The 19,187-nt window shown below is 56.2% G+C and carries 19 protein-coding genes; 16 read left to right on the top strand and 3 right to left on the bottom strand.

Annotation, left to right across the window (positions count from 1 at the left end; all coding sequences use genetic code 11):
- Window positions 1-29: 29 nt before the first annotated feature.
- Entirely contained in the window at window positions 30-164 is a 135-nt protein-coding gene (locus FKP33_RS27615; protein WP_258313386.1) for a hypothetical protein, read from the top strand.
- Between the two features lie 90 nt (window positions 165-254).
- Here FKP33_RS27615 and lepB read toward each other — a convergent pair whose 3' ends face one another.
- A complete protein-coding gene (gene lepB / locus FKP33_RS06655) occupies window positions 255-803 on the bottom strand; it encodes a signal peptidase I (protein WP_054798587.1) in 549 nt (182 codons plus the stop codon).
- A 129-nt stretch (window positions 804-932) separates the two neighbouring features.
- Here lepB and FKP33_RS06650 point away from each other — a divergent pair, with 129 nt between their 5' ends.
- The 8 genes from FKP33_RS06650 to yajC all read left to right on the top strand — a co-directional run bounded on the left by FKP33_RS06650 (window position 933) and on the right by yajC (window position 9,156).
- Complete coding sequence (locus tag FKP33_RS06650) at window positions 933-1,649, top strand: BofC C-terminal domain-containing protein (protein ID WP_141334281.1); 717 nt, start codon at window positions 933-935, stop codon at window positions 1,647-1,649.
- Window positions 1,650-2,081: 432 nt separating this feature from the next.
- Window positions 2,082-2,585: a crossover junction endodeoxyribonuclease RuvC gene (gene ruvC, locus FKP33_RS06645; RefSeq protein WP_054798592.1), complete on the top strand. Its 504-nt coding sequence runs from the start codon at window positions 2,082-2,084 to the stop codon at window positions 2,583-2,585.
- Window positions 2,582-3,232 (top strand): Holliday junction branch migration protein RuvA, encoded by a 651-nt coding sequence (gene ruvA / locus FKP33_RS06640; RefSeq protein WP_141334279.1) that lies wholly within the window; start codon window positions 2,582-2,584, stop codon window positions 3,230-3,232. The genes ruvC and ruvA overlap by 4 nt, the downstream gene beginning before the upstream one ends.
- A gap of 52 nt (window positions 3,233-3,284) precedes the next feature.
- Window positions 3,285-4,289: a Holliday junction branch migration DNA helicase RuvB gene (gene ruvB, locus FKP33_RS06635; protein ID WP_054798585.1), complete on the top strand. Its 1,005-nt coding sequence runs from the start codon at window positions 3,285-3,287 to the stop codon at window positions 4,287-4,289.
- Window positions 4,290-4,437: 148 nt separating this feature from the next.
- The gene (locus FKP33_RS06630) at window positions 4,438-6,570 is read left to right on the top strand and encodes a SpoIID/LytB domain-containing protein (protein WP_230875895.1); all 2,133 of its coding nucleotides are present in this window, start codon (window positions 4,438-4,440) and stop codon (window positions 6,568-6,570) included.
- Window positions 6,571-6,587: 17 nt separating this feature from the next.
- Window positions 6,588-7,640 (top strand): tRNA preQ1(34) S-adenosylmethionine ribosyltransferase-isomerase QueA, encoded by a 1,053-nt coding sequence (queA, locus tag FKP33_RS06625; RefSeq protein WP_141334277.1) that lies wholly within the window; start codon window positions 6,588-6,590, stop codon window positions 7,638-7,640.
- Window positions 7,641-7,657: 17 nt separating this feature from the next.
- Window positions 7,658-8,791, top strand: a complete 1,134-nt coding sequence (gene tgt / locus FKP33_RS06620) for a tRNA guanosine(34) transglycosylase Tgt (RefSeq protein WP_127607062.1) — start codon at window positions 7,658-7,660, stop codon at window positions 8,789-8,791.
- 44 nt (window positions 8,792-8,835) lie between these two features.
- Window positions 8,836-9,156, top strand: coding sequence for a preprotein translocase subunit YajC (yajC, locus tag FKP33_RS06615; protein WP_372813111.1), 321 nt, complete (start codon window positions 8,836-8,838; stop codon window positions 9,154-9,156).
- A 108-nt stretch (window positions 9,157-9,264) separates the two neighbouring features.
- Here the strand turns inward: yajC and FKP33_RS06610 are convergent, their stop codons facing one another.
- Entirely contained in the window at window positions 9,265-9,624 is a 360-nt protein-coding gene (locus FKP33_RS06610) for a TIGR04086 family membrane protein (protein WP_054797603.1), read from the bottom strand.
- Between the two features lie 152 nt (window positions 9,625-9,776).
- Here FKP33_RS06610 and FKP33_RS06605 point away from each other — a divergent pair, with 152 nt between their 5' ends.
- The gene (locus tag FKP33_RS06605; protein WP_054797604.1) at window positions 9,777-10,460 is read left to right on the top strand and encodes a DUF421 domain-containing protein; all 684 of its coding nucleotides are present in this window, start codon (window positions 9,777-9,779) and stop codon (window positions 10,458-10,460) included.
- A 19-nt stretch (window positions 10,461-10,479) separates the two neighbouring features.
- Here the strand turns inward: FKP33_RS06605 and spoVB are convergent, their stop codons facing one another.
- A complete protein-coding gene (gene spoVB / locus FKP33_RS06600; protein ID WP_127607066.1) occupies window positions 10,480-12,048 on the bottom strand; it encodes a stage V sporulation protein B in 1,569 nt (522 codons plus the stop codon).
- 170 nt (window positions 12,049-12,218) lie between these two features.
- Here spoVB and FKP33_RS27960 point away from each other — a divergent pair, with 170 nt between their 5' ends.
- The 6 genes from FKP33_RS27960 to FKP33_RS06570 all read left to right on the top strand — a co-directional run bounded on the left by FKP33_RS27960 (window position 12,219) and on the right by FKP33_RS06570 (window position 19,133).
- Complete coding sequence (locus tag FKP33_RS27960) at window positions 12,219-12,815, top strand: post-transcriptional regulator (RefSeq protein WP_306439340.1); 597 nt, start codon at window positions 12,219-12,221, stop codon at window positions 12,813-12,815.
- Between the two features lie 166 nt (window positions 12,816-12,981).
- Window positions 12,982-14,214, top strand: coding sequence for a protein translocase subunit SecD (gene secD, locus FKP33_RS06590; protein ID WP_127607068.1), 1,233 nt, complete (start codon window positions 12,982-12,984; stop codon window positions 14,212-14,214).
- On the top strand, window positions 14,204-15,127 hold the full coding sequence (secF, locus tag FKP33_RS06585; protein WP_127607070.1) for a protein translocase subunit SecF: 924 nt from the start codon (window positions 14,204-14,206) through the stop codon (window positions 15,125-15,127). Before secD ends, secF begins: the two co-directional genes overlap by 11 nt.
- 111 nt (window positions 15,128-15,238) lie before the next feature.
- Window positions 15,239-16,144: a cation diffusion facilitator family transporter gene (locus tag FKP33_RS06580; RefSeq protein WP_127607072.1), complete on the top strand. Its 906-nt coding sequence runs from the start codon at window positions 15,239-15,241 to the stop codon at window positions 16,142-16,144.
- Between the two features lie 26 nt (window positions 16,145-16,170).
- Complete coding sequence (gene recJ, locus FKP33_RS06575; RefSeq protein WP_127607074.1) at window positions 16,171-18,624, top strand: single-stranded-DNA-specific exonuclease RecJ; 2,454 nt, start codon at window positions 16,171-16,173, stop codon at window positions 18,622-18,624.
- Window positions 18,621-19,133, top strand: coding sequence for an adenine phosphoribosyltransferase (locus FKP33_RS06570; RefSeq protein ID WP_054799929.1), 513 nt, complete (start codon window positions 18,621-18,623; stop codon window positions 19,131-19,133). Before recJ ends, FKP33_RS06570 begins: the two co-directional genes overlap by 4 nt.
- Window positions 19,134-19,187: the final 54 nt, after the last annotated feature.

The raw sequence follows: 19,187 nt of genomic DNA, 5'->3' as shown, positions 1-19,187 counted from the left end.
CATAAAAAAATATGGCTCGGCGAAGATTGGTGTTTGTCTCATGGATCAAGGATGTGCCTTTTACCGACTCCGGCGTGAAGCTGCTGGAAGGGACGAAAGCTTTTTTAGTCGAAGAGAAGCTGGCGCAGAAGGGCTTTGATTTGAATCAGTGGATTTTGAAATGAAGATAAAAAAAGGCAATGCCCTTGCTGCAAGGCTTGCCTTTTTGAACATTTTGCCGGATAGGCTCCGTTCGCGAGCTAATTTATATTCAACTAAAACTTAATGCCAAGCACATGGTCGATCGGCACGAAGCCGATATCCCGGCTATCCTTGCTGTGGTTTCTGTTGTCGCCCATGACGAATACGTGGCCTTCCGGCACGGTCCATTGCCGTGAAACGGGAGTATCCATCGTTTCGTTCAAGTAAGGCTCGTCCAGAGGCTGACCGTTTCGGTACATTCTGTTATCTTTCATCTCCAGTATGTCGCCTGGCTTCCCGATCACACGTTTCACGTACATGTTCGGGTCATCCTCACCGCGAAGGAGGCGAAGCAGCGGATGCTCCAGCAGATCGTCCTTCAAGGTGCGGGGGCGCTCCACCCGGCTGTCGATAATGACGATATCCCCGTAATCCGGTCCGTACCGGAACGTATGCGACAGTTTGGAAACGTAAATTCGCTGTTGATCGTTTAGCGTCGGATCCATGGAATGTCCGAGCACTTTGGTCGGCTGGAATATGAACATCCCGATCAAGATGGTTAGGACAAACGCGGCGGCAATGGAACGGATCCAAGCCCATACTTCTTTCAAAAGCGACTGCATAGGTAAGTCATCATCCTTCCCCTCATGGGTTGTTTACCATAAGACACAGTATACATCCATTCCGTATAAACGTCGATCCCCATGGGAAAAATAGTAAATCATAACGATATAGACAAGAGGGGATCTCCTATGCAAGTGAAAGAATGGTGGAATCAGCTCAAAAAACAACTGAAACGAAAGCTTCGCCTTAAACGCGGCTGGCTGCATTTGGCGGTCGTGCTGCTCGCAATGGGCGTGTTTGCTTCGTGGCTTTGGTTCTCGCGTAGTGCGGTACAAGCTCCGCTTTCCCGGGATTTGGGAGAATGGCAGCAGGATCGGGCCGTATTCAGCCGTCAAGTGACGGCGTTCAAACAGCCCGAGGAAGAGGTGCGGAAGATCATTAGCGGAATGGAGGGTAAACGGGAAGCATTCTCGAAGAAAGCCTATGTGTGCGGGGAGGAGCTCGAACGGATCGGACTGCTCGATTCGAACGGCATTATGAATTATTACCGCAACCATCCTTCCATAACGGTCAGCCTGGGCGAGACGAACACGGTGTACTTCACGGAGTCGATCGACGACTTGTCGCCGGCCTGCAAGGAAAAGGCGTACTTCGGGCTCGATGCGAAGGGCAACCTTTCCTTGTTCGAAGGCGTCCCGAACTCCGGAACGGAGAACGTCATGCGCACGTTCTTTCAATTGAACATTGAGCACCTGGAAAGCAGTCTGCCCCGCGAAACGGTCAGGCAGCTGTACCATGGCATACGTATTCACGATCTTGAAGATTACAACAGCGTATTGTCCACGTTGAGCGACTATGCGGTGGAGGAGACGGAGAATGCGATGCAGCGGGCGCCTTCCCCTTGAAGGACGATAGAGGCTGGCCCGTTTCATCCCCGGTTTGGATGAGGGTCAGAGCGGAATAAACCTCCCGGTCCACGTTATAAAGTGGTCCAGGAGGTTTATTTGCGTTGATGACGGGATCGGCTGCGCATGACCATCCGGGGATAGCTGCGGGGCTTGGAGAGCATCCGCTTGCGGCCGAGTGCGCATGCGGTTGATCCAGCGCCGTTATTTTGCTCTGATGGCAGAGTCGGCGAGCATAACGCGCCGCAGTTTCTTCTAATGCTTACCGGAGGGCTGGTGCGAGGCGCCTGACGGACGGTTTTCTTCCATACAGCGTGTTCATAGGGGGGATAATCTGATATAATGGGCTGGTGAATACATATGTTCGCTTTCTGGTGTCCTTTGAACGTCATAGAGGCTCACGGAGGAGCGGGCGGGGGAGTTGGAAGCCGCGTGCGCATATTAGGCATCGACCCGGGAATCGCCATCGTCGGTTTCGGATTTATCGACAAGCAGGGACATAAATTGGTGCCCGTCCAGTACGGCTCGATTCAAACCGAGGCGCATACCGAAGATTCAGTGCGTCTGAAGCAAGTCTATGAAGCTATGGTCCAATTGATAGACAAATATAAACCTGACGCGGTGGCGATCGAGAAGCTGTTCTTCAACCGCAACGTAACGACCGCGCTGACCGTCGGTCAAGCGCGCGGAGTATTGATGCTGGCGGCTGTGCAGCAGGGACTGCCGATCGGCGAATACACGCCGCTGCAGGTCAAGCAGGCGATTGTGGGTTACGGTAAAGCCGAGAAGAAGCAGGTGCAGGAGATGGTCAGGATGTTCCTGCACTTATCGAGCGTGCCGAAGCCGGACGACGTGGCGGATGCGCTTGCCGTCGCGATTTGCCACGCGCATTCGGCAACACTTTTACAAAAGATGAATGGAGCAACCAAGCGATGATCGACTTTCTAAGAGGAACCGTCGCCCACCGGGAAACGGAGTATGTCGTGCTCGACGTGCGGGGCGTCGGCTATCGGGTGTTCTGTGCGAATCCGTTCGCCGTTGCGCCGAAGGACGGCAAGGACGGCGGCGAAGTGACGATGTATATCCATTACCAGGTGCGTGAGGATGCGCACCTGCTGTTCGGTTTCACGTCTCGCGAGGAGCAATCGCTGTTCCGCCTGCTGCTGGAGGTAAGCGGAATCGGGCCGAAGGTCGCGATCGGCATCTTGGCGGGCGGGCGGCCGGAGACGATCGCCTCGGCGATCCGTCAGGAGAATGTCGCGTTCTTGACAAAGCTGCCCGGAATCGGAAAGAAAACGGCGCAGCGCATGGTGCTTGATCTGAAGGACAAGCTCGGCGCCTGGACGTCCGCGGACGACGATATGGCGGGGGCTGGCTTCAGTCTGGCCGACACGGCCTCAGCTCCGCTGGGCGGAGGCGCTTGGGCGGAGGCGAAGGCGGCGCTGCTCGCGCTCGGTTACACCGAGGCGGAAGCGGACCGTGCAGGAGCGGCAATCAAACCGAAGCTGCAGGGCGGCGAGACGACGGACGCCGTGACGAAGCTGGCGCTGCAGGCGCTGTTTCAACAGTCGATGATGAGATGACGTTACGGCTCCCGACGCAGCGTTAAGAACGGTTAGAAAGGAGAATCGCAGCATGGATGACCGGATTATATCGGCGAACTTGATGATGGAAGATCAGACGATGGAATTCAGTCTGCGCCCGCGCTATTTGGCGGAGTATATCGGCCAGTCGCAAGCGAAAGAAAACTTGAAAATATATATCGAGGCGGCGAAAATGCGCAAGGAAGCGCTCGATCACGTGCTTCTATACGGCCCTCCCGGACTCGGGAAAACGACGCTGTCCAATATCATCGCGAACGAGCTTGGCGTCAATCTTCGCACGACGAGCGGCCCCGCCATCGAACGGCCGGGCGATTTGGCCGCTATCCTGACCAATTTGCAGGAAGGTGATGTGCTGTTCATCGACGAAATCCACCGCCTGCACCGCACGGTGGAGGAAGTGTTATACCCGGCGATGGAGGATTACGCGCTGGATATTATTATCGGTAAAGGACCGAGCGCCCGCTCGGTGCGGCTCGACTTGCCGCCGTTTACACTCGTCGGGGCGACGACGCGTGTCGGCTTGCTATCCGCGCCGCTGCGCGATCGTTTCGGAGTCGTCAGCCGTTTGGAGTATTATACGGTAGATGAGCTGTCGTACATCGTCAGCCGCACGTCCGACCTGCTGCAGGTGCAGATCGTCGGCGAAGCGGCTCACGAGATCGGCATGCGGTCGCGGGGAACGCCGCGGATCGCCAACCGGCTGCTGAAGCGGGTGCGCGACTTTGCCCAAGTGAAGGGCGACGGCATCATTACGCTGGACATAACGCAAGCTGCGTTGTCGAGCATTCAGGTCGATCCGCTCGGTCTTGACGAGATCGATCACAAAATGCTGCGCGCGATAATCCTAAGCTTTCAAGGGGGACCGGTCGGTCTTGACACGATAGCAGCCTCCATTGGCGAAGAAAGCCAGACCATTGAGGACGTGTACGAGCCTTATTTGCTCCAAATCGGATTTTTGCAGCGCACTCCGCGGGGGCGGATGGTGACGGCGAGCGCGTGCAAACATTTGGGCTTGCCCATGCCAAGCCGGTCATAAAAATTTACTAGGGGATCATTACCGCTACAGAAGCGAGACCATACAACCGGCATCATCACAGCTCGATGCAACGGTTGCAATAGGATTGACAACCGGCATCATCGCAGCTCGATGCAACGGTTGCAATAGGGGAGGAGAATCACGCAGCATGGGGAGTCCCAAACGTCATAACGTTGATCATGAACGAGGTCGGCGCCCGCTTGGAGCGGGTCTCAAGACGGCGCTGTGCGCTGCCGTTGTCTGGACCGGCGTGTTCGCAGCGCCGGTGGTCACGCCGCTCGCGCCTGCCGCGCAAGCGGCAATTCCGGCTGCCATGCCGGCTTCCGTCCGCGTCGCGCTATTTATCGATACCGGCCGTTACAGCAGTCCGGCATCGGCGGTTACGCTGAGCGCGGACACGGCCGCACTCGCGCTCGGCTTGCGCGATGCAAGCGGCTTCAAGCCGCTGCATCAGGTGAATGCGAAAGAAGCCGTACGCGCCTATGCGAACGGCTATTATGCGCTGCTTCCGCAAAGCGCCGATGCAGCCGTCGCAAGAGCTCAAGCGCAGAAGCTGGCGGTTGGCGGAGCGGGTACGGGCATCGTGCAGCGCTCGAAGCAGGGGAAGCCGGCATATGCCGCATATATCGGCCCGTTTCCGACGAAGGAAGCGGCCGCTGCGGCGGCCAAAGCGGATGCAACCGCCCAAGTTGCCGGACCGCTGGGCTGGAACGCCGGCGTTTACGCCACGGAGCCTGAAGCGCAGGCGCAAGCGGATGCGATCGTGCAGGCCGGCTTTGACGCTGACGTGGCGCTCATCGGCGGCGGCTTCGCCGTCATGGTCGGCGGAGCGGCTGATGACGCTTCGCTGAAGACGCTAAAGGACAAGGTAAGCGCCGCACTGCCTGCAGCCCGCTTGACGGCCGTGGATCAAACGGCGGGCTACGTGCTCAAGCGCAGCGAGCTTTCCGTGAGCGGGGATGGGGCCGTACAGCCGGTCACCGCTTTCGTTGTCGGCGGCGGAGCCAAGCTGTGGGCGGCACCTGTAGATCCGAAAGCAGGCGTGCAGGTGGCTGAGCGATCGAACCGTTCGTACCGCGGCGGCATCGAGGTGACAACGTTGAACGGCAAGCTTGCCGTCATCAACGAATTGGCCATTGATCAATATTTATACAGCGTCGTCGGTTCGGAGTTAAACTCGTCTTGGCCGGCGGAAGCGCTGAAGGCGCAGGCGATCGCCGCCCGTACATACGCGTTGAAGCAGGGCGACAAATACCAAATTGCGAATGTGTCCGATTCGACAGCGGATCAGGTGTACAAAGGGCGTGAAGCGGAATTCGCCGCTGCGATTCAAGCGGTCGATGCGACCAAAGGTCAGGTGCTGACCTACAAGAACGCTTTGATCGACCCGCTCTTCTATTCCAATGCAGGCGGCATGACGGCCGATTCGAGCGAGGTATGGGGCAACCCCGTCCCTTATCTGAAGAGCGTGCCGTCGCCGGACGAAGGTGCCCAAGCAGGCAAAAAGCCGTGGTATCGGATCGTCCTGCCCAGCGGATTAACCGGATATATTCATTCGGATTACGCCCGCGACACCGGTACGAAGAATGAGATCGGCCTGCCTTATTACGAGTCGACGACGGACGCGGTCAACATTCGTTCGGCACCCTTTGTCGACAATGCGGCCAATCCCGCTATCGCGAAAGTCGATGCCGGCAGCCGCTTCGTTGTGATCGGCCAAATGATGGAATCGAACGCGTTCGCATGGGTTCGCGGTCCGTTCGACGAGGGCAGGCTGAGGGAGAAGCTCGGCGCTTCGCTGCCGGCTTCCGCTGCCGGCGGCATTACCCGCCTCGAGGTGACGAAGCGGGGGCCGTCCGGACGTGCGCTGGAAGTGTCCGTCAACGGACAAGCCGTGAAAGCGTCATATCCGGATGCGCTGCGTTCGCTGCTCGGCGGGCTGCCCAGCACGCGGTTTGAAATTGAACAATCGGAACGGTATACTATACGGGGAGCAGGAAGCGCTGTCCGCGAGCAAAGCGCCTCCGATGCGCCGCTTTACTTCGCAGGAGGCTCGGGTACGCCTCAAGCTTACGAGCAGGAACAGTTCTTCGTACTAAGCGCCGACGGAAACGTAAAGCCGGTTTCCAAAACCACGCAATTCGTGTTTAAAGGCACCGGATTCGGCCATGGACTCGGCATGTCGCAATGGGGTGCCAAAGGTTATGCCGAGCTGGGCTATGATTATGTGAAAATTTTACAAGCGTACTATTCCGGGGTGACCGTCACCACTTTACCGTAAAGGGAATGAAGTTGTTCATGCAGGTAGATTTGTTTGATTACCATCTCCCCGAATCGTTGATCGCGCAGACGCCGCTCGAGAATCGTACGGCCTCGCGGCTGCTAACGCTGAACAAGCGTACCGGGGAGATCGGGCATTACGGGTTCGAGCAATTGGAATCTTTTCTACAAGCCGGGGATGTGCTCGTGCTTAACGACACGAGGGTCATTCCAGCCCGGCTCTTTGGCGTGAAGCCGGACACCGGTGCGAAAGCGGAGGTGCTGCTCCTGAAGCAGCTCGAAGGAGACGCCTGGGAGGCGCTCGTTCGTCCGGGCAAACGGCTGAAGACCGGCGCGCTTATTCATTTCGGGACGTCGGATTCGGGAAGCGATGAGGGCGAACCGATGCTGACCGCTGTTGTGGAATCCGAAGGCGAGATGGGCACGCGGGTTCTTCGATTTTCATACAAGGGCATATTCAATGAAATTCTCGACCGTCTTGGTTCGATGCCGCTGCCGCCATATATTAAAGAGCAGTTGCCGGACCGGGAGCGGTATCAGACGGTGTATGCCAAGCATCAGGGCTCGGCGGCGGCGCCGACAGCAGGGCTTCATTTCACGGAAGATTACCTGCATAGGCTGGAACAAAAAGGTATACAATTAGCCTATGTGACGCTTCACGTCGGGCTTGGCACGTTCCGCCCCGTAGCTGCGGATACGATCGAAGAGCATGAAATGCACGAAGAGTATTACGAGGTGTCGCAGGAGACGGCGGACATCATCCGCGCTGCCAAAGCCCGCGGAGGCCGCGTGGTGTCCGTGGGCACGACGAGTGCGCGAACGCTGGAAACGGCGGCGCGGTTGGACGGCACGCTGGAAGCAGGCAGCGGTTGGACGGGTATTTTCATATACCCGGGCTACGAGTTTAAGATTGTCGATGCGCTGCTGACGAATTTCCATTTACCCAAATCGACGCTGATGATGCTGATCAGCGCGCTGGCTGGACGCGAGCGCGTGCTCGCGGCCTACAAGGAAGCCGTCGAGCGGGAATACCGCTTCTTCAGCTTCGGCGACGCCATGTTTATTTATTAGAAAGAAGTGACTGATTAATGGCCATCACCTATGAACCTATCAAAACGTGCAAGCAATCCGGCGCCCGGCTCGGACGTGTGCATACGCCGCACGGCGTCATCGAGACCCCGGCGTTCATGCCGGTCGGCACCCAGGCAACCGTCAAAACGATGAGCCCGGAAGAACTGAAGCAGATGGATGCGCACATTATTCTGAGCAACACCTACCATTTGTTCCTGCGTCCCGGGCACGAAGTCGTGAAAGCGGCCGGCGGCTTGCACAAATTTATGAACTGGGATCGCCCGATCTTGACGGACAGCGGCGGTTTCCAGGTATTCTCGTTAAGCGAGATGCGCAAAATCACGGAAGAAGGCGTTCAATTCCGTTCTCACTTGAACGGGGACAAGCTGTTCATTTCGCCTGAGAAATCGATCGAGATCCAGAACGCGCTCGGCTCCGACATCATCATGGCGTTCGACGAATGCCCGCCTTATCCGGCCGAGCACAGCTACGCCAAGCAATCGCTCGAGCGGACGACGCGCTGGGCGGCGCGATGCCTGGAGGCGCATGGGCGCAAGCATGATCAGGGGTTGTTCGCCATCGTTCAGGGCGGGATGTACGAAGATTTGCGCAAGCAAAGCGCGGCAGAGTTGACTTCCATGGATTTCCCGGGGTATGCTATTGGGGGACTCAGCGTAGGCGAACCGAAGCCATTGATGCTTGAGGTTCTCGACTACACCGTTCCGCTGCTGCCGGCGAACAAGCCCCGTTACCTGATGGGCGTCGGTTCACCGGATGCACTCCTGGAAGGCGCGATTCGCGGCATCGACATGTTCGATTGCGTGCTGCCTACGCGTATTGCCCGCAACGGCACCGTGATGACAAGCTCCGGCCGTATGGTTGTGCGCAATGCCAAATACGCCGAAGATTTCCAGCCGCTTGATCCGGAATGTTCCTGCTATACGTGCCGTAACTATTCGCGCGCTTACATTCGCCACTTGATTAAGGCGGACGAGACGTTTGGCATACGGCTGACGACTTATCACAATCTGCATTTCTTACTCGAACTGATGCGCGGGGTTCGGCAAGCGATTCAAGAAGACCGGCTGCTTGATTTCCGCGACGAATTTTTTGCAAAATACGGCATCGACGAGAACAGCAAAGGGTTTTAACCAACCATCATATATACATATACCAGGTAAAAAGGGAGGAAACGATCATGATTTTGGCTACGGCCAACCAAGCTCCGGCAGGCATCGAAAGTTATTTGATGACCTATGGACCGCTCGTCCTAATGTTTGTTGTTTTGTATTTCCTGCTGATCCGTCCTCAACAAAAACGTCAGAAAACCCGCAACATGATGTTGAGCAGCGTGAAAAAAGGGGACAAAATCGTTACGATTGGCGGTTTGCACGGCACTATCGTGGAGCTGACGGACGATACGATCGTCCTGCGCGTCAATGATGTGACGAAACTGACCTTCGAACGTTCGGCGATTAACGCGGTAACCCCGGCGCCTTCCGTTGAAGACAAGTAGTAGCGCGCACTGTTAAACAATTCCAGAGACAAGAAAGGCGTACTTTGCGCCAGAGAGCCATTCTCTGCCGCATGCACGCCTTTTTTGCGCAGCTGCCGGCTTATTCACTTACTTCTTCACATTGACCCCGATCATGCCGCCGAGTGCGCCCATTACGAGCACGATGCCGGAGAGGATCAGCAGTTCTTGCGTCAGCCCGCTGTCGTAGGCGAGAAAGCCGATCATCCACACAATAAGCGTATAGACCAGGCCGAGCAGCCCGCCGTGGTACCAACCTCTGGATTCGCACCGTTTGCCGGTGACGAAGCCTCCGATCAGCAACGACAGCCCGTGAATGAACAGCGTGGTCCGGAGCCAGGAGCTTTCGGACAAATCAGTGGCGAGCATAAGGAGCGAAGCAAGCAGCGTGCCGACTAAGGTGACGACAGTGGAATACGTCAATCCGGATAAGAGCGGCGAACGTTTCATAAGGATGGCAACCTCCCGATGGATTGGTTAGTCCCATTTTATGGGCTTGGCTATCAAAATAGTACAGGTCCCGTTACCAACATTTCTCCCGAATGAGGGTTCCTCTCCAAGGTCAAAATACCCATGGAACCGACTGCGGGGAGGAATGTCGCTTGGAGTTGTTGATCCTTTTTCTACGGACCATACTGGTTTACATCATTGTGTTCTTGACGATGCGCATTATGGGTAAAAGGGAGATCGGCAAGCTGTCCGTTTTCGACCTCGTCATCTCGATCATGATCGCGGAAATCGCGGTATTCGTGGTCGAGGACGTCAGCAAACCGATGCTCGAAGGCATTCTGCCGATGGCGACGCTGGTGGTGATTCAATTGATTATCGCCTTCTTCTCGCTGAAGAGCGAGAAACTTCGCCGCTGGGTGGAAGGCAGCCCGGCCACCATTGTTGACAAAGGCAAGCTGGACCGTTCGGAGATGAAGCGTCAGCGCTACAATCTGGACGATTTGCTGCTGCAGCTTCGCGAAAATAAAGTGATGAACCTGGCGGACGTGGAATTCGCCATTTTGGAACCTTCCGGAAAACTGACGGTCACCGAGAAAAGTTCCGATCCCCCATCTTCGCCGGGCGACGGCGATCGGAAGCCGGTCTTTCGCTACGAAGGCCTGCCGCTGCCGCTCATTATGGACGGACGGGTACAGGACGAGAGTTTAACCAAGCTGGGCAAAACCCGGTTTTGGCTGAAGCGGGAACTGCAGTCGAGAGGGATTAACGACTTTAAAGATGTGTTCTTCTGCTCGGTCGACCATCGCGGCAAATGGTTTATCGATAAGAAGAGATAACGAGGGACGCTTAGTACGCTTATTTGACGAAACGCTTGCCGAGCCAGATCATGCGGAACAAGTCGTCGCGTTCGATCAGGCGGGTAACCAACGCGAGCAGCACGTACAGCGTCATGCCCGTGCAGCAGGAGGCCAGAAATCGCAGCAGGCCGTCGTCGATCCAGGACGAGTGCATAACCACGGTGCTGGCCCAGCCTGTGCCCGCCATGCATACCCCGACCTTGAGAAAGTCGCCTGACACCATCCGGAATTTCAGCAGCTTGACAACGCTGTGACCGTGAAGAATCGTCACGAGCATAATATTGACGGTAATGGCGACAATCGCACCCAGAATACCGAATTCGGGACGGCTCGCCAGCACATAAATCAACGAGAGCTTGACTGCGGAGCCGATCAGCGTATTGACGAGCGCCGCTCCGGGTTTGTCCAGCGCCTGCAGAGCGGCTTGAAGCGGAGCTTGAAAGTAGATGAACAAGGCGGCCGGAGCCATCATTCTCAGCATCGAGGCGATGCCGGGCTGGGCATACATGTATGCGCAGATCGGTTCCGCGAGCACATACATCAGAACGGCGAACGGTGCGCCCGTGACGAGAGCCAGCTTGAGCGACTGGCGCAGGCGCATATGGATCGTCTTCATATCGCCGCGCGCCGCGGCTTCCGAAAGCGAAGGAACGAGAGAGACGGCAAGCGAGTATGTCAACGCGCCCGGCAGCATGAGCACGGGAATGATCATCCCCTGCAGAGCGCCGTACTGCGCCGTTGCGACCGTCGTAGCAAGGCCGGCAAGCGCCAGGCTTTGCACGATCAGAATCGATTCAAGGAAGTAAGAACCCGAGCCGATGAGCTTGCTCCCCGTTACCGGGAGCGCCAGCTTAAGCAGCTGTTTCAGGTTGGTCATGCGGGACAGACGGCGGGTTGTCCCGATTTGGGCGCGAATCGGTCCTCTTTCGGGAGTCAGACGCTCTCTTTTGTACAGAAACACAAGCACGAGCGTGGCGCAAATTTCCCCGGCCAGTACGCCGGCCATCGCTCCCGCCGCCGCATAGGCGAGGCCGTAGGGCAGCATGGCATAGGCGAACGCCAGTACGGCCACGATGCGGACGAGCGTTTCCATCACCTGCGAAACGGCGGTCGGAATCATGTTCTGCCGCCCTTGAAAGTAACCGCGGAGCACGGAGGATACGGCAACAAGCGGCACGATAGGCGTCATGCATAGAAACGTATAGTACACTCTCGGGTCGGTGAACAAATGATCGGTAATCCAGCGGGCCCCTATATAAATGACCCCTGTGAAAAAGAGACCTAACACGGTGGCGACGGCAAGCGCGATGCGAAAAATACTTTTCACCCGGGCTTCATTGCCCTCGGCTTCGGCAGCGGCTACAAGCTTGGCCACCGCAACCGGAATGCCGCCCGTGACGATCGTTAGAATGACAATGAGAAAAGGCCATCCCATCTGGTATAACCCGATGCCTTCGGGCCCGATGACCCGCGGCAGCGTCATACGCGGGATGAAGCCCAGAATGCGGTTGATAATACCGGCAGCGAGAAGAATCATCGTCCCTTTGATAAATGATTGTTTGGTCAATGCCATAACCTCTTTTCCCACGTCGGTTTATTTATTAATGGATATGCCGGACCTGTCCGGGCGCATGCACACATTTTTATACAAGCCCTGTAGGAGACGAAGAAGGAAATAAGCGTTGCACAGCGAATTACATACAACATGAGCAGGCTGCGCACCGGGAGGGGTTATGGATGACAGACGGCAAGCAATATGAGGATCGCAGCGCCGGGACGAACCCGGAATCGCCTGAATCGCCGGATATCGAACCGGATCGTTCGATGGAGAAGCCTGAGGAGAATCGCGATATCGGCAAGGACCAGGAAGTTCCGTATATGGAGCTGTTCTATTCCCAGGAGACGGCGGCCGCGACATCGGTTAAAGATGCGCAGGAGCTGACGGCCGGGACGGCGGAGGCGGCTGCGGAGCCGGAGCCAGCTCCGGGAGACCCCGGAATCGGCGTGGCTGCGGGCGCGGAGGAAGAGCTTGCCGGACCGCCGGCCGGGACGCGTGAAGACGGCTATGCCGAAGACGACCCGGCGGCAGAGATGGACGAGAACGAGCTTAACCTGATGATCGAGGATCTTTGCAAAAGCAAGGCGCAGGAGTTTCGGATGCTGGGCTATGAGCATGTGACCGGGCAAGAAGTTTGGGAGTGCGTCAGCGATAAGTATCAGAAGCAAGGCGTGCCGCCGCTGCACCGGATCGTCAATGATATTTTGTCGTTAAAAGTCACTTCGTTTATGAATTGGATGACGATGAGCATATACAAAGACTCCCGTTTCCGGTAGCGGGAGTCTTTTGCTGATTTCCAGGCTTTCCGCATCCGCCTTGAGATAAGAGGCGTACCCGAGTTTTCCGGGGCCCGTTTAACGGGCTTTTTGGCGATCGATGGCAAATTGACTCGATTTTCGCAGGTGGGTATAATAGGACTATTGAGGGTGGAAGGAGATCGTTATGGACATCAAACGCATCGTCGCATTTGTCGCGATAGTTCTGATCGTATTTGCATCGGTTGGAGTGACGAGCCCGCAGCTGGTGAAGAACATCAAGCTCGGTCTCGACTTGAAAGGCGGATTTGAGATTTTGTATGTAGCGGAGCCGATCGAGGCCGGGAAGCCGGTAACGAGAGAGTCTCTTAACCAAACGGCGCTCAGCCTGGAGCAGCGCGCGAACGCTTTGGGCGTTACGGAGCCGGAGGTTACAACTGAAGGATCCGACAGGATTCGCGTTAAATTTCCAGGGGTCAGCAATGAAGAAGAAGTGCGCAAGGTGATTAAAGAGCCGGCGCAGCTCACTTTCCGGGGTCCGGACGGAACGAAGGAATTGATCGGAAGCGACTTCGTCGAGAACGCGGCCAAAGTCCAGTTCGACCAAACGAACCGGGCTATGATTCAAATCGAGGTTAAAGACAAAGAGAAATTCCGCAAGGTTACCGAGAAGCTGCTCGGTCAACCGATGTCGATTTATTTGGACGAAACGCCGCTTTCCTCTCCGATCGTGCAGCAGGTGCTGACGGACGGCAAAGCGACGATTACCGGTAACTTTACATTCGACGAAGCGAAGAAACTGGCCGATACGATTAATTTGGGTGCGCTTCCGCTGAAGCTCACCGAGAAATATACACAAAGCGTAGGCGCTTCGCTTGGCCAGCTGTCGCTGCAGGAGACGGTGAAGGCGGGGCTTGTCGGCTCAGTTCTCATCTTGTTGTTTATGCTCTTCTTTTACCGGATTCCGGGCTTGGTCGCCTCGATTACGATTATTACATACGCCTGGCTGCTGCTGCTCGTATTCAATCTGATTCATGCGACCTTGACGCTTCCCGGCATCGCAGCCTTCATCCTGGGGATCGGGATGGCGGTCGACGCCAATATCATTACGGCCGAGCGGATCAAAGAAGAAATCCGCAGCGGCAAAAGCATCTTGTCCTCGCTGAAATCGGGCTCGAAGCATTCCTTCCGGACGATCATGGATGCGAACATTACGAATATTATTGCCGGCGCCGTCCTTTTTTACATCGGGAACGGAGCCATTCGGGGCTTTGCGCTGACGAATATGCTGAGCATCGCCTTGAGTGTCGTAACGAACGTCTTCCTTGCGCGGTTCCTGCTCGTCTTGCTGATTCGCGCCAACGTATTTAAAAAGCCTACTTACTATGGCGTAAAGGAGTCGGAAATTCGTGCCCTTTAAAAACAACTCTGCATTTAAAAATTATTTTGACTTTGTCAAAAACCGGAAATATTTTTATATCGCTTCCCTGATTATTTGCGCGCTGGGCGCATGCATGCTGATGTTTAAGGGGTTGAATTACGGTGTCGATTTCCGGGCCGGCACCTCGATGGATATATCGGCCAGCCAATCGATCGATCGGGCGAAAGCGGAAGAACTGCTCAAGTCGAACGGTACCGAGCCGGCCATCCTGACCCTTGGCGGAGACAATAACAACCGGTTGTCCGTCCGGTTTAACGACATTCTGACCGACGATACGGTGAAGAAGATTAAGGAGAGCTTTGTGGCCGTTTACGGCAGCGACGTCTCGCAAGAAGTAAACACCGTCACGCCGGATATGGCGATCGAGCAGAAGAACAAAGCGCTCTTCGCGATTGGCGCGGCCAGCCTTGCGATTTGTTTGTATGTGACCATACGGTTCGAATGGCGGTTCGCGATCGCTTCGATCATTGCGATTCTGCACGATGCGTTTGTGGTTATCAGCTTCTTCGCGATCTTCCGTTTTGAAGTGAATCTGCCGTTTATGGCGGCGATTTTGACTACGATCGGGTATTCGATTAACGATAAAATCGTAATTTTCGACCGCGTCCGGGAAAACCTCCGCTTTGCCAAGCTGAAATCGACCGAAGACGTGGCCGGTCTGTTGAACGACAGTATTTGGCAAACGATGAAACGGAACATCAATACCGTTATTACCGTCTTGATTGCCGCGGTGTGTTTGCTCGTTCTCGGCAGCCCGGCGATCAAGCTGTTCGCCCTTGCGAAAATTATCGGCTTGACGAGCGGCGCTTACTCTTCGGTCTGTATCGCCGGACCGCTGTGGTATGAATTAAAAAACAAAGCTGTCGGATCCAAGAAGAAAGCCGCCGCGTAAGCAATGCCATGGCCGCCGCAACAAGGCAATATGCGGCGGCTTCGCCCTTTTATCCGGTACATATTTCTTGTCTTTCATCGAACGATAATCACTTTCATGGAGGAGTGCCCCATGACGGAGGAACATAAGAAACGAGCTGCAATCGGCCTGTGGGTCGGAATCGGGGTTAATCTGGGATTAACGGTGTTGAAAGGCGTCGCCGGAATGACGACGCACAGCAAGGCGCTCCTGGCGGACGCCTTGCATTCGGCATCGGATACGGCCGGCGCCATCGCCGGAATCCGCGGACATCGCGCGGGCGGTCCGATCGTTTCGATCCTTTTATCCGTGCTTGCGACGGTGATCGGTGTAGAGATCGTTATCGCCACCGTGAAATCTTTAAGTCAAGAAGCTCCGCAAGCGCCGGACCGGCTGGCGTTCGTCATTATCGCTTTATCCATTGTCATTAAAGAAGCGATGTTTCAATATCAATACAGGGTTGGCAAAAAAATCGGGAGCCAGGCGGTGATCGCGAGAGCCTGGGAACACCGTTCCGACATTTACTCGTCCATCGTCGCTTTCATCGGCATTGGGGGAGCGATGCTCGGCCATTACATAGGGATGCCTTTGCTGTATTATTTGGACCCGATTGCCGGACTGCTCATTGCGGTGCTGGTGATGCGCCTGGCCTACCGCTATATGATGGAAGCGGTGCAACATTCGACCGACCGCGTGCTGCGCCAGGAAGATTCGCGCGAACTGTTCGATACGGTGCAGCGGGTGAAGGGGGTCATTTCCATCGACGATTTGCAGGCGAAAGAACACGGGCATTACGTAATCGTCGATATGAAGATCAGCGTCAATCCGAGAATTACGATTCTTGAAGGACATGAGATAGCAAAGACAGTGAAACAAACGTTAATGAAACGGTTCATCCACGTATCGGACGTTTGCGTGCAGGTTAATCCGTACGATCCGGGCTATCCGTACAAGAGCACGGATGCCGGGCACGATGACATGCCGACGCTGCTTCATTAACGGAGGGATAGGGAGGAACAGCCCGTATGCTTCAGGCTAAAGCAAGATGGAACGTCGGTAAACTGGAAGAGGAGCAAGCTCAGACGATTGCGCAAAGCTTACAGCTGTCTCCGCTGCTCTCGCGTTTGCTGGCGGTTCGGGGGATAACCGACATCGAACATGCGGCTGAGTATTTACATGGCGGGACGGATCGCACTCATGATCCGTTTCTTCTGGACGGCATGGACCGGGCTGTGGAGCGGATACGCCGCGCTATTCGCGATGGCGAGAAGATTCGGGTTTACGGCGATTACGATGCGGACGGCGTGAGCAGCACGTCGCTGATGGTGCACTTGCTGAACCAGCTCGATTGTTCGTTCGATACGTATATCCCGCACCGTGTTCATGAAGGATACGGCTTGAATAAGGCTGCCCTGGATGCGGCAAAGGCGCAGGGAATCGGCTTGATCGTGACCGTAGACACCGGTATTAGCGCCGTCGAGCAGGTGGCTTATGCCGCATCGCTCGGCATCGATATCATCGTCACCGATCATCATGAGCCGCCCGAGCAGCTGCCGGCCGCTTATGCGCTGGTCAATCCGAAGAAGCCGGATTGTCCGTACCCGTATAAGCATCTGGCCGGGGTCGGGGTCGCTTTCAAGCTCGCGCAAGCGCTGCTCGGCCGTCTGCCGGAGGAACTGCTCGAATACGTGGCGATCGGCACCATCGCCGATTTAATGCCGCTAACCGGCGAGAACCGGATCATGGTGAAGCAAGGGCTGGAGCGTATGCGAGCGACTTCCTGTGCCGGCATTCGCGCACTGCTGGGCGTCGCCGGCGTCGCGGTCAAGGAAGTAAACTCGACGCATATCGGGTTCTCGCTTGCGCCCCGCATCAATGCGAGCGGCAGGCTGCTCAGCGCCGATGCGGCCGTTCAACTGCTGACTACCACGAACGAGCAGGAGGCCGAGCAGCTGGCGAACGAGCTGGATCAGCTCAACAAGGAGCGTCAGCGCATCGTTGACGACATGACGAAGCAGGCCGTCGCCATGGTAGAGGAGCTTATAGCAGCGGCCGGAGAATTGCCCAAAGCGATCGTGCTTGCCCAAGAAGGCTGGAACGTCGGCGTCATCGGCATCGTGGCTTCGAAGATGGTCGACCGTTACTACAGGCCGACGATCATTCTCGGCATCGATAAGGAAACCGGTATGGCCAAAGGATCGGCGCGGTCGATCGCGGGCTTCGATATGTACCGGGCTTTGACGCACTGCGACGATCTGATGGATCATTTCGGCGGGCATCAGATGGCTGCGGGAATGACGCTGGAAGCCGGAAATTTACCGGAACTGGGCGAGCGGTTGTGCAAACTGGCGGCAGAGTGGCTGACTGCGGAGGATTACATGCCGCTGCTGCATGCCGACCTTGTTTGCGATTTTGAAGATATTAACCTGGAGAACATTCGCCAGCTGGAGCAGCTCGGTCCGTTCGGCGCAGGCAATCCGTCTCCCCGTTTGTTGTTCACGGGGCTTGCCTTGAATGAGATGCGTACGATCGGGAAGGAGCATCAGCATTTGAAGCTGTCGCTGCAAAGCGGCGCCCGTGAATCGGCGGCTGCGGTGGAAGCGGTCGGCTTTGGGAAAGGGTCGCTGTCGGAATGGATTTCCCCGGCGTCCGCCACCCTGGATGTGCTCGGCGAGCTGTCGGTCAACGAATGGAACGGCGTCCGGCGTCCGCAAATTATGATTCAGGATTTGAGAGTGCCGACCGTTCAGCTGTTCGATTGGCGGGGTGCGGCCAAGCCTGAACGTAAAGTAGCCGAGCTGCTGGAGAAACTGAAGCGTAAACCCGCGCAGGCGGCGTCCGGCAATTGGCCGGCTGCGGTCGTTTCGTTCGGCAGTTCGCTGCCCGAAGCTTTGAAGCCGTTCAGCGCGGATACGGCGTTGTGGACGGTCGACATCTCAGCCAGATTTCACCCGCAGAACGAGCTTGCGCGCAAGTTCTCTATATCCGAAGCGCGCGATATCGTCCTGTTCTCGATTCCCGATACGATGGAACAAATCGAAGCGCTCGGCTCGCAAGCCGGCGCGGTCGAGCGATATTACGCCGTGTACGGCGATACGGACAGCGACCGGCAGGCCGGTGTCATGCCAGGCCGGGATATGTTCAAGACGGTGTACGGCGCCGCAGTGTGGCTGGAGAAGAACGAAACGCCGCGCACCGGTTATTGCCAGGCGATCGCCAAACGAGCCGGGCTTTCGCCCGCGCTCGTCCGGTTTATGATGGAGGTCTTCGCTGAGCTTGGACTGGCCGAACCGACGGCCGACGGTTACCGCTTAGTCCCATCGGCGACGAAGAAAGATTTATCCGCCTCCTTGTTGTACCGCGCGCGGATGAAGCGTCCGGACGTGGAGCAAGCGATGCTGTACTCATCCGCTAAAGAATTGTTGGATAAATTAATGGAATACCAACCGAGAGAAACCTTATTGGAGGAAATTGTATGAATTTCAAAGATTATATCCGGGTTATTAATGATTTCCCGCAGCCTGGCATCAGCTTTAAGGACATTACGACGTTATTGAAGAACGGCCAGGCTTATCGAGAGGTCATTGGGCAGCTGACCGAGCGTTTGCAGGGCAAACAAATCGATCTGATCGCAGGGCCTGAAGCCCGCGGCTTCGTTATCGGAGCGCCGCTCGCGATTGCGCTTGGCGTCGGCTTCGTGCCGATCCGCAAAAGCGGTAAACTGCCCGGTGAAACGATTGAAGCCGATTATGCGCTCGAATACGGCAAAGATAAGCTGGCGATGCATAAAGACGCTATTGCGCCTGGGCAAAAAGTGTTGATCGCCGATGATCTGCTCGCTACGGGCGGCACAATCGCGACCTCGATCAATTTGGTGAAGCAGTTGGGCGGAGAAGTGGTAGGGGCAGCGTTTCTGATCGAGCTGCTCGAACTGAACGGTAGAGAAAAACTGGACGGTGCGGAAATATTTTCACTCATCCAATATTAATCGCGGGGCCCTCCGGGGCCTCTTTTTTGATCTCGCAGAAGGTCGTATTGCGCA

This window comes from Paenibacillus sp. tmac-D7, assembly GCF_006519665.1.
GTDB lineage: Bacteria > Bacillota > Bacilli > Paenibacillales > NBRC-103111 > Paenibacillus_G > Paenibacillus_G validus.
The sequence above is the reverse complement of the archived record's forward strand: the minus strand, read 5'-3'. Positions and strand labels throughout refer to the sequence as shown.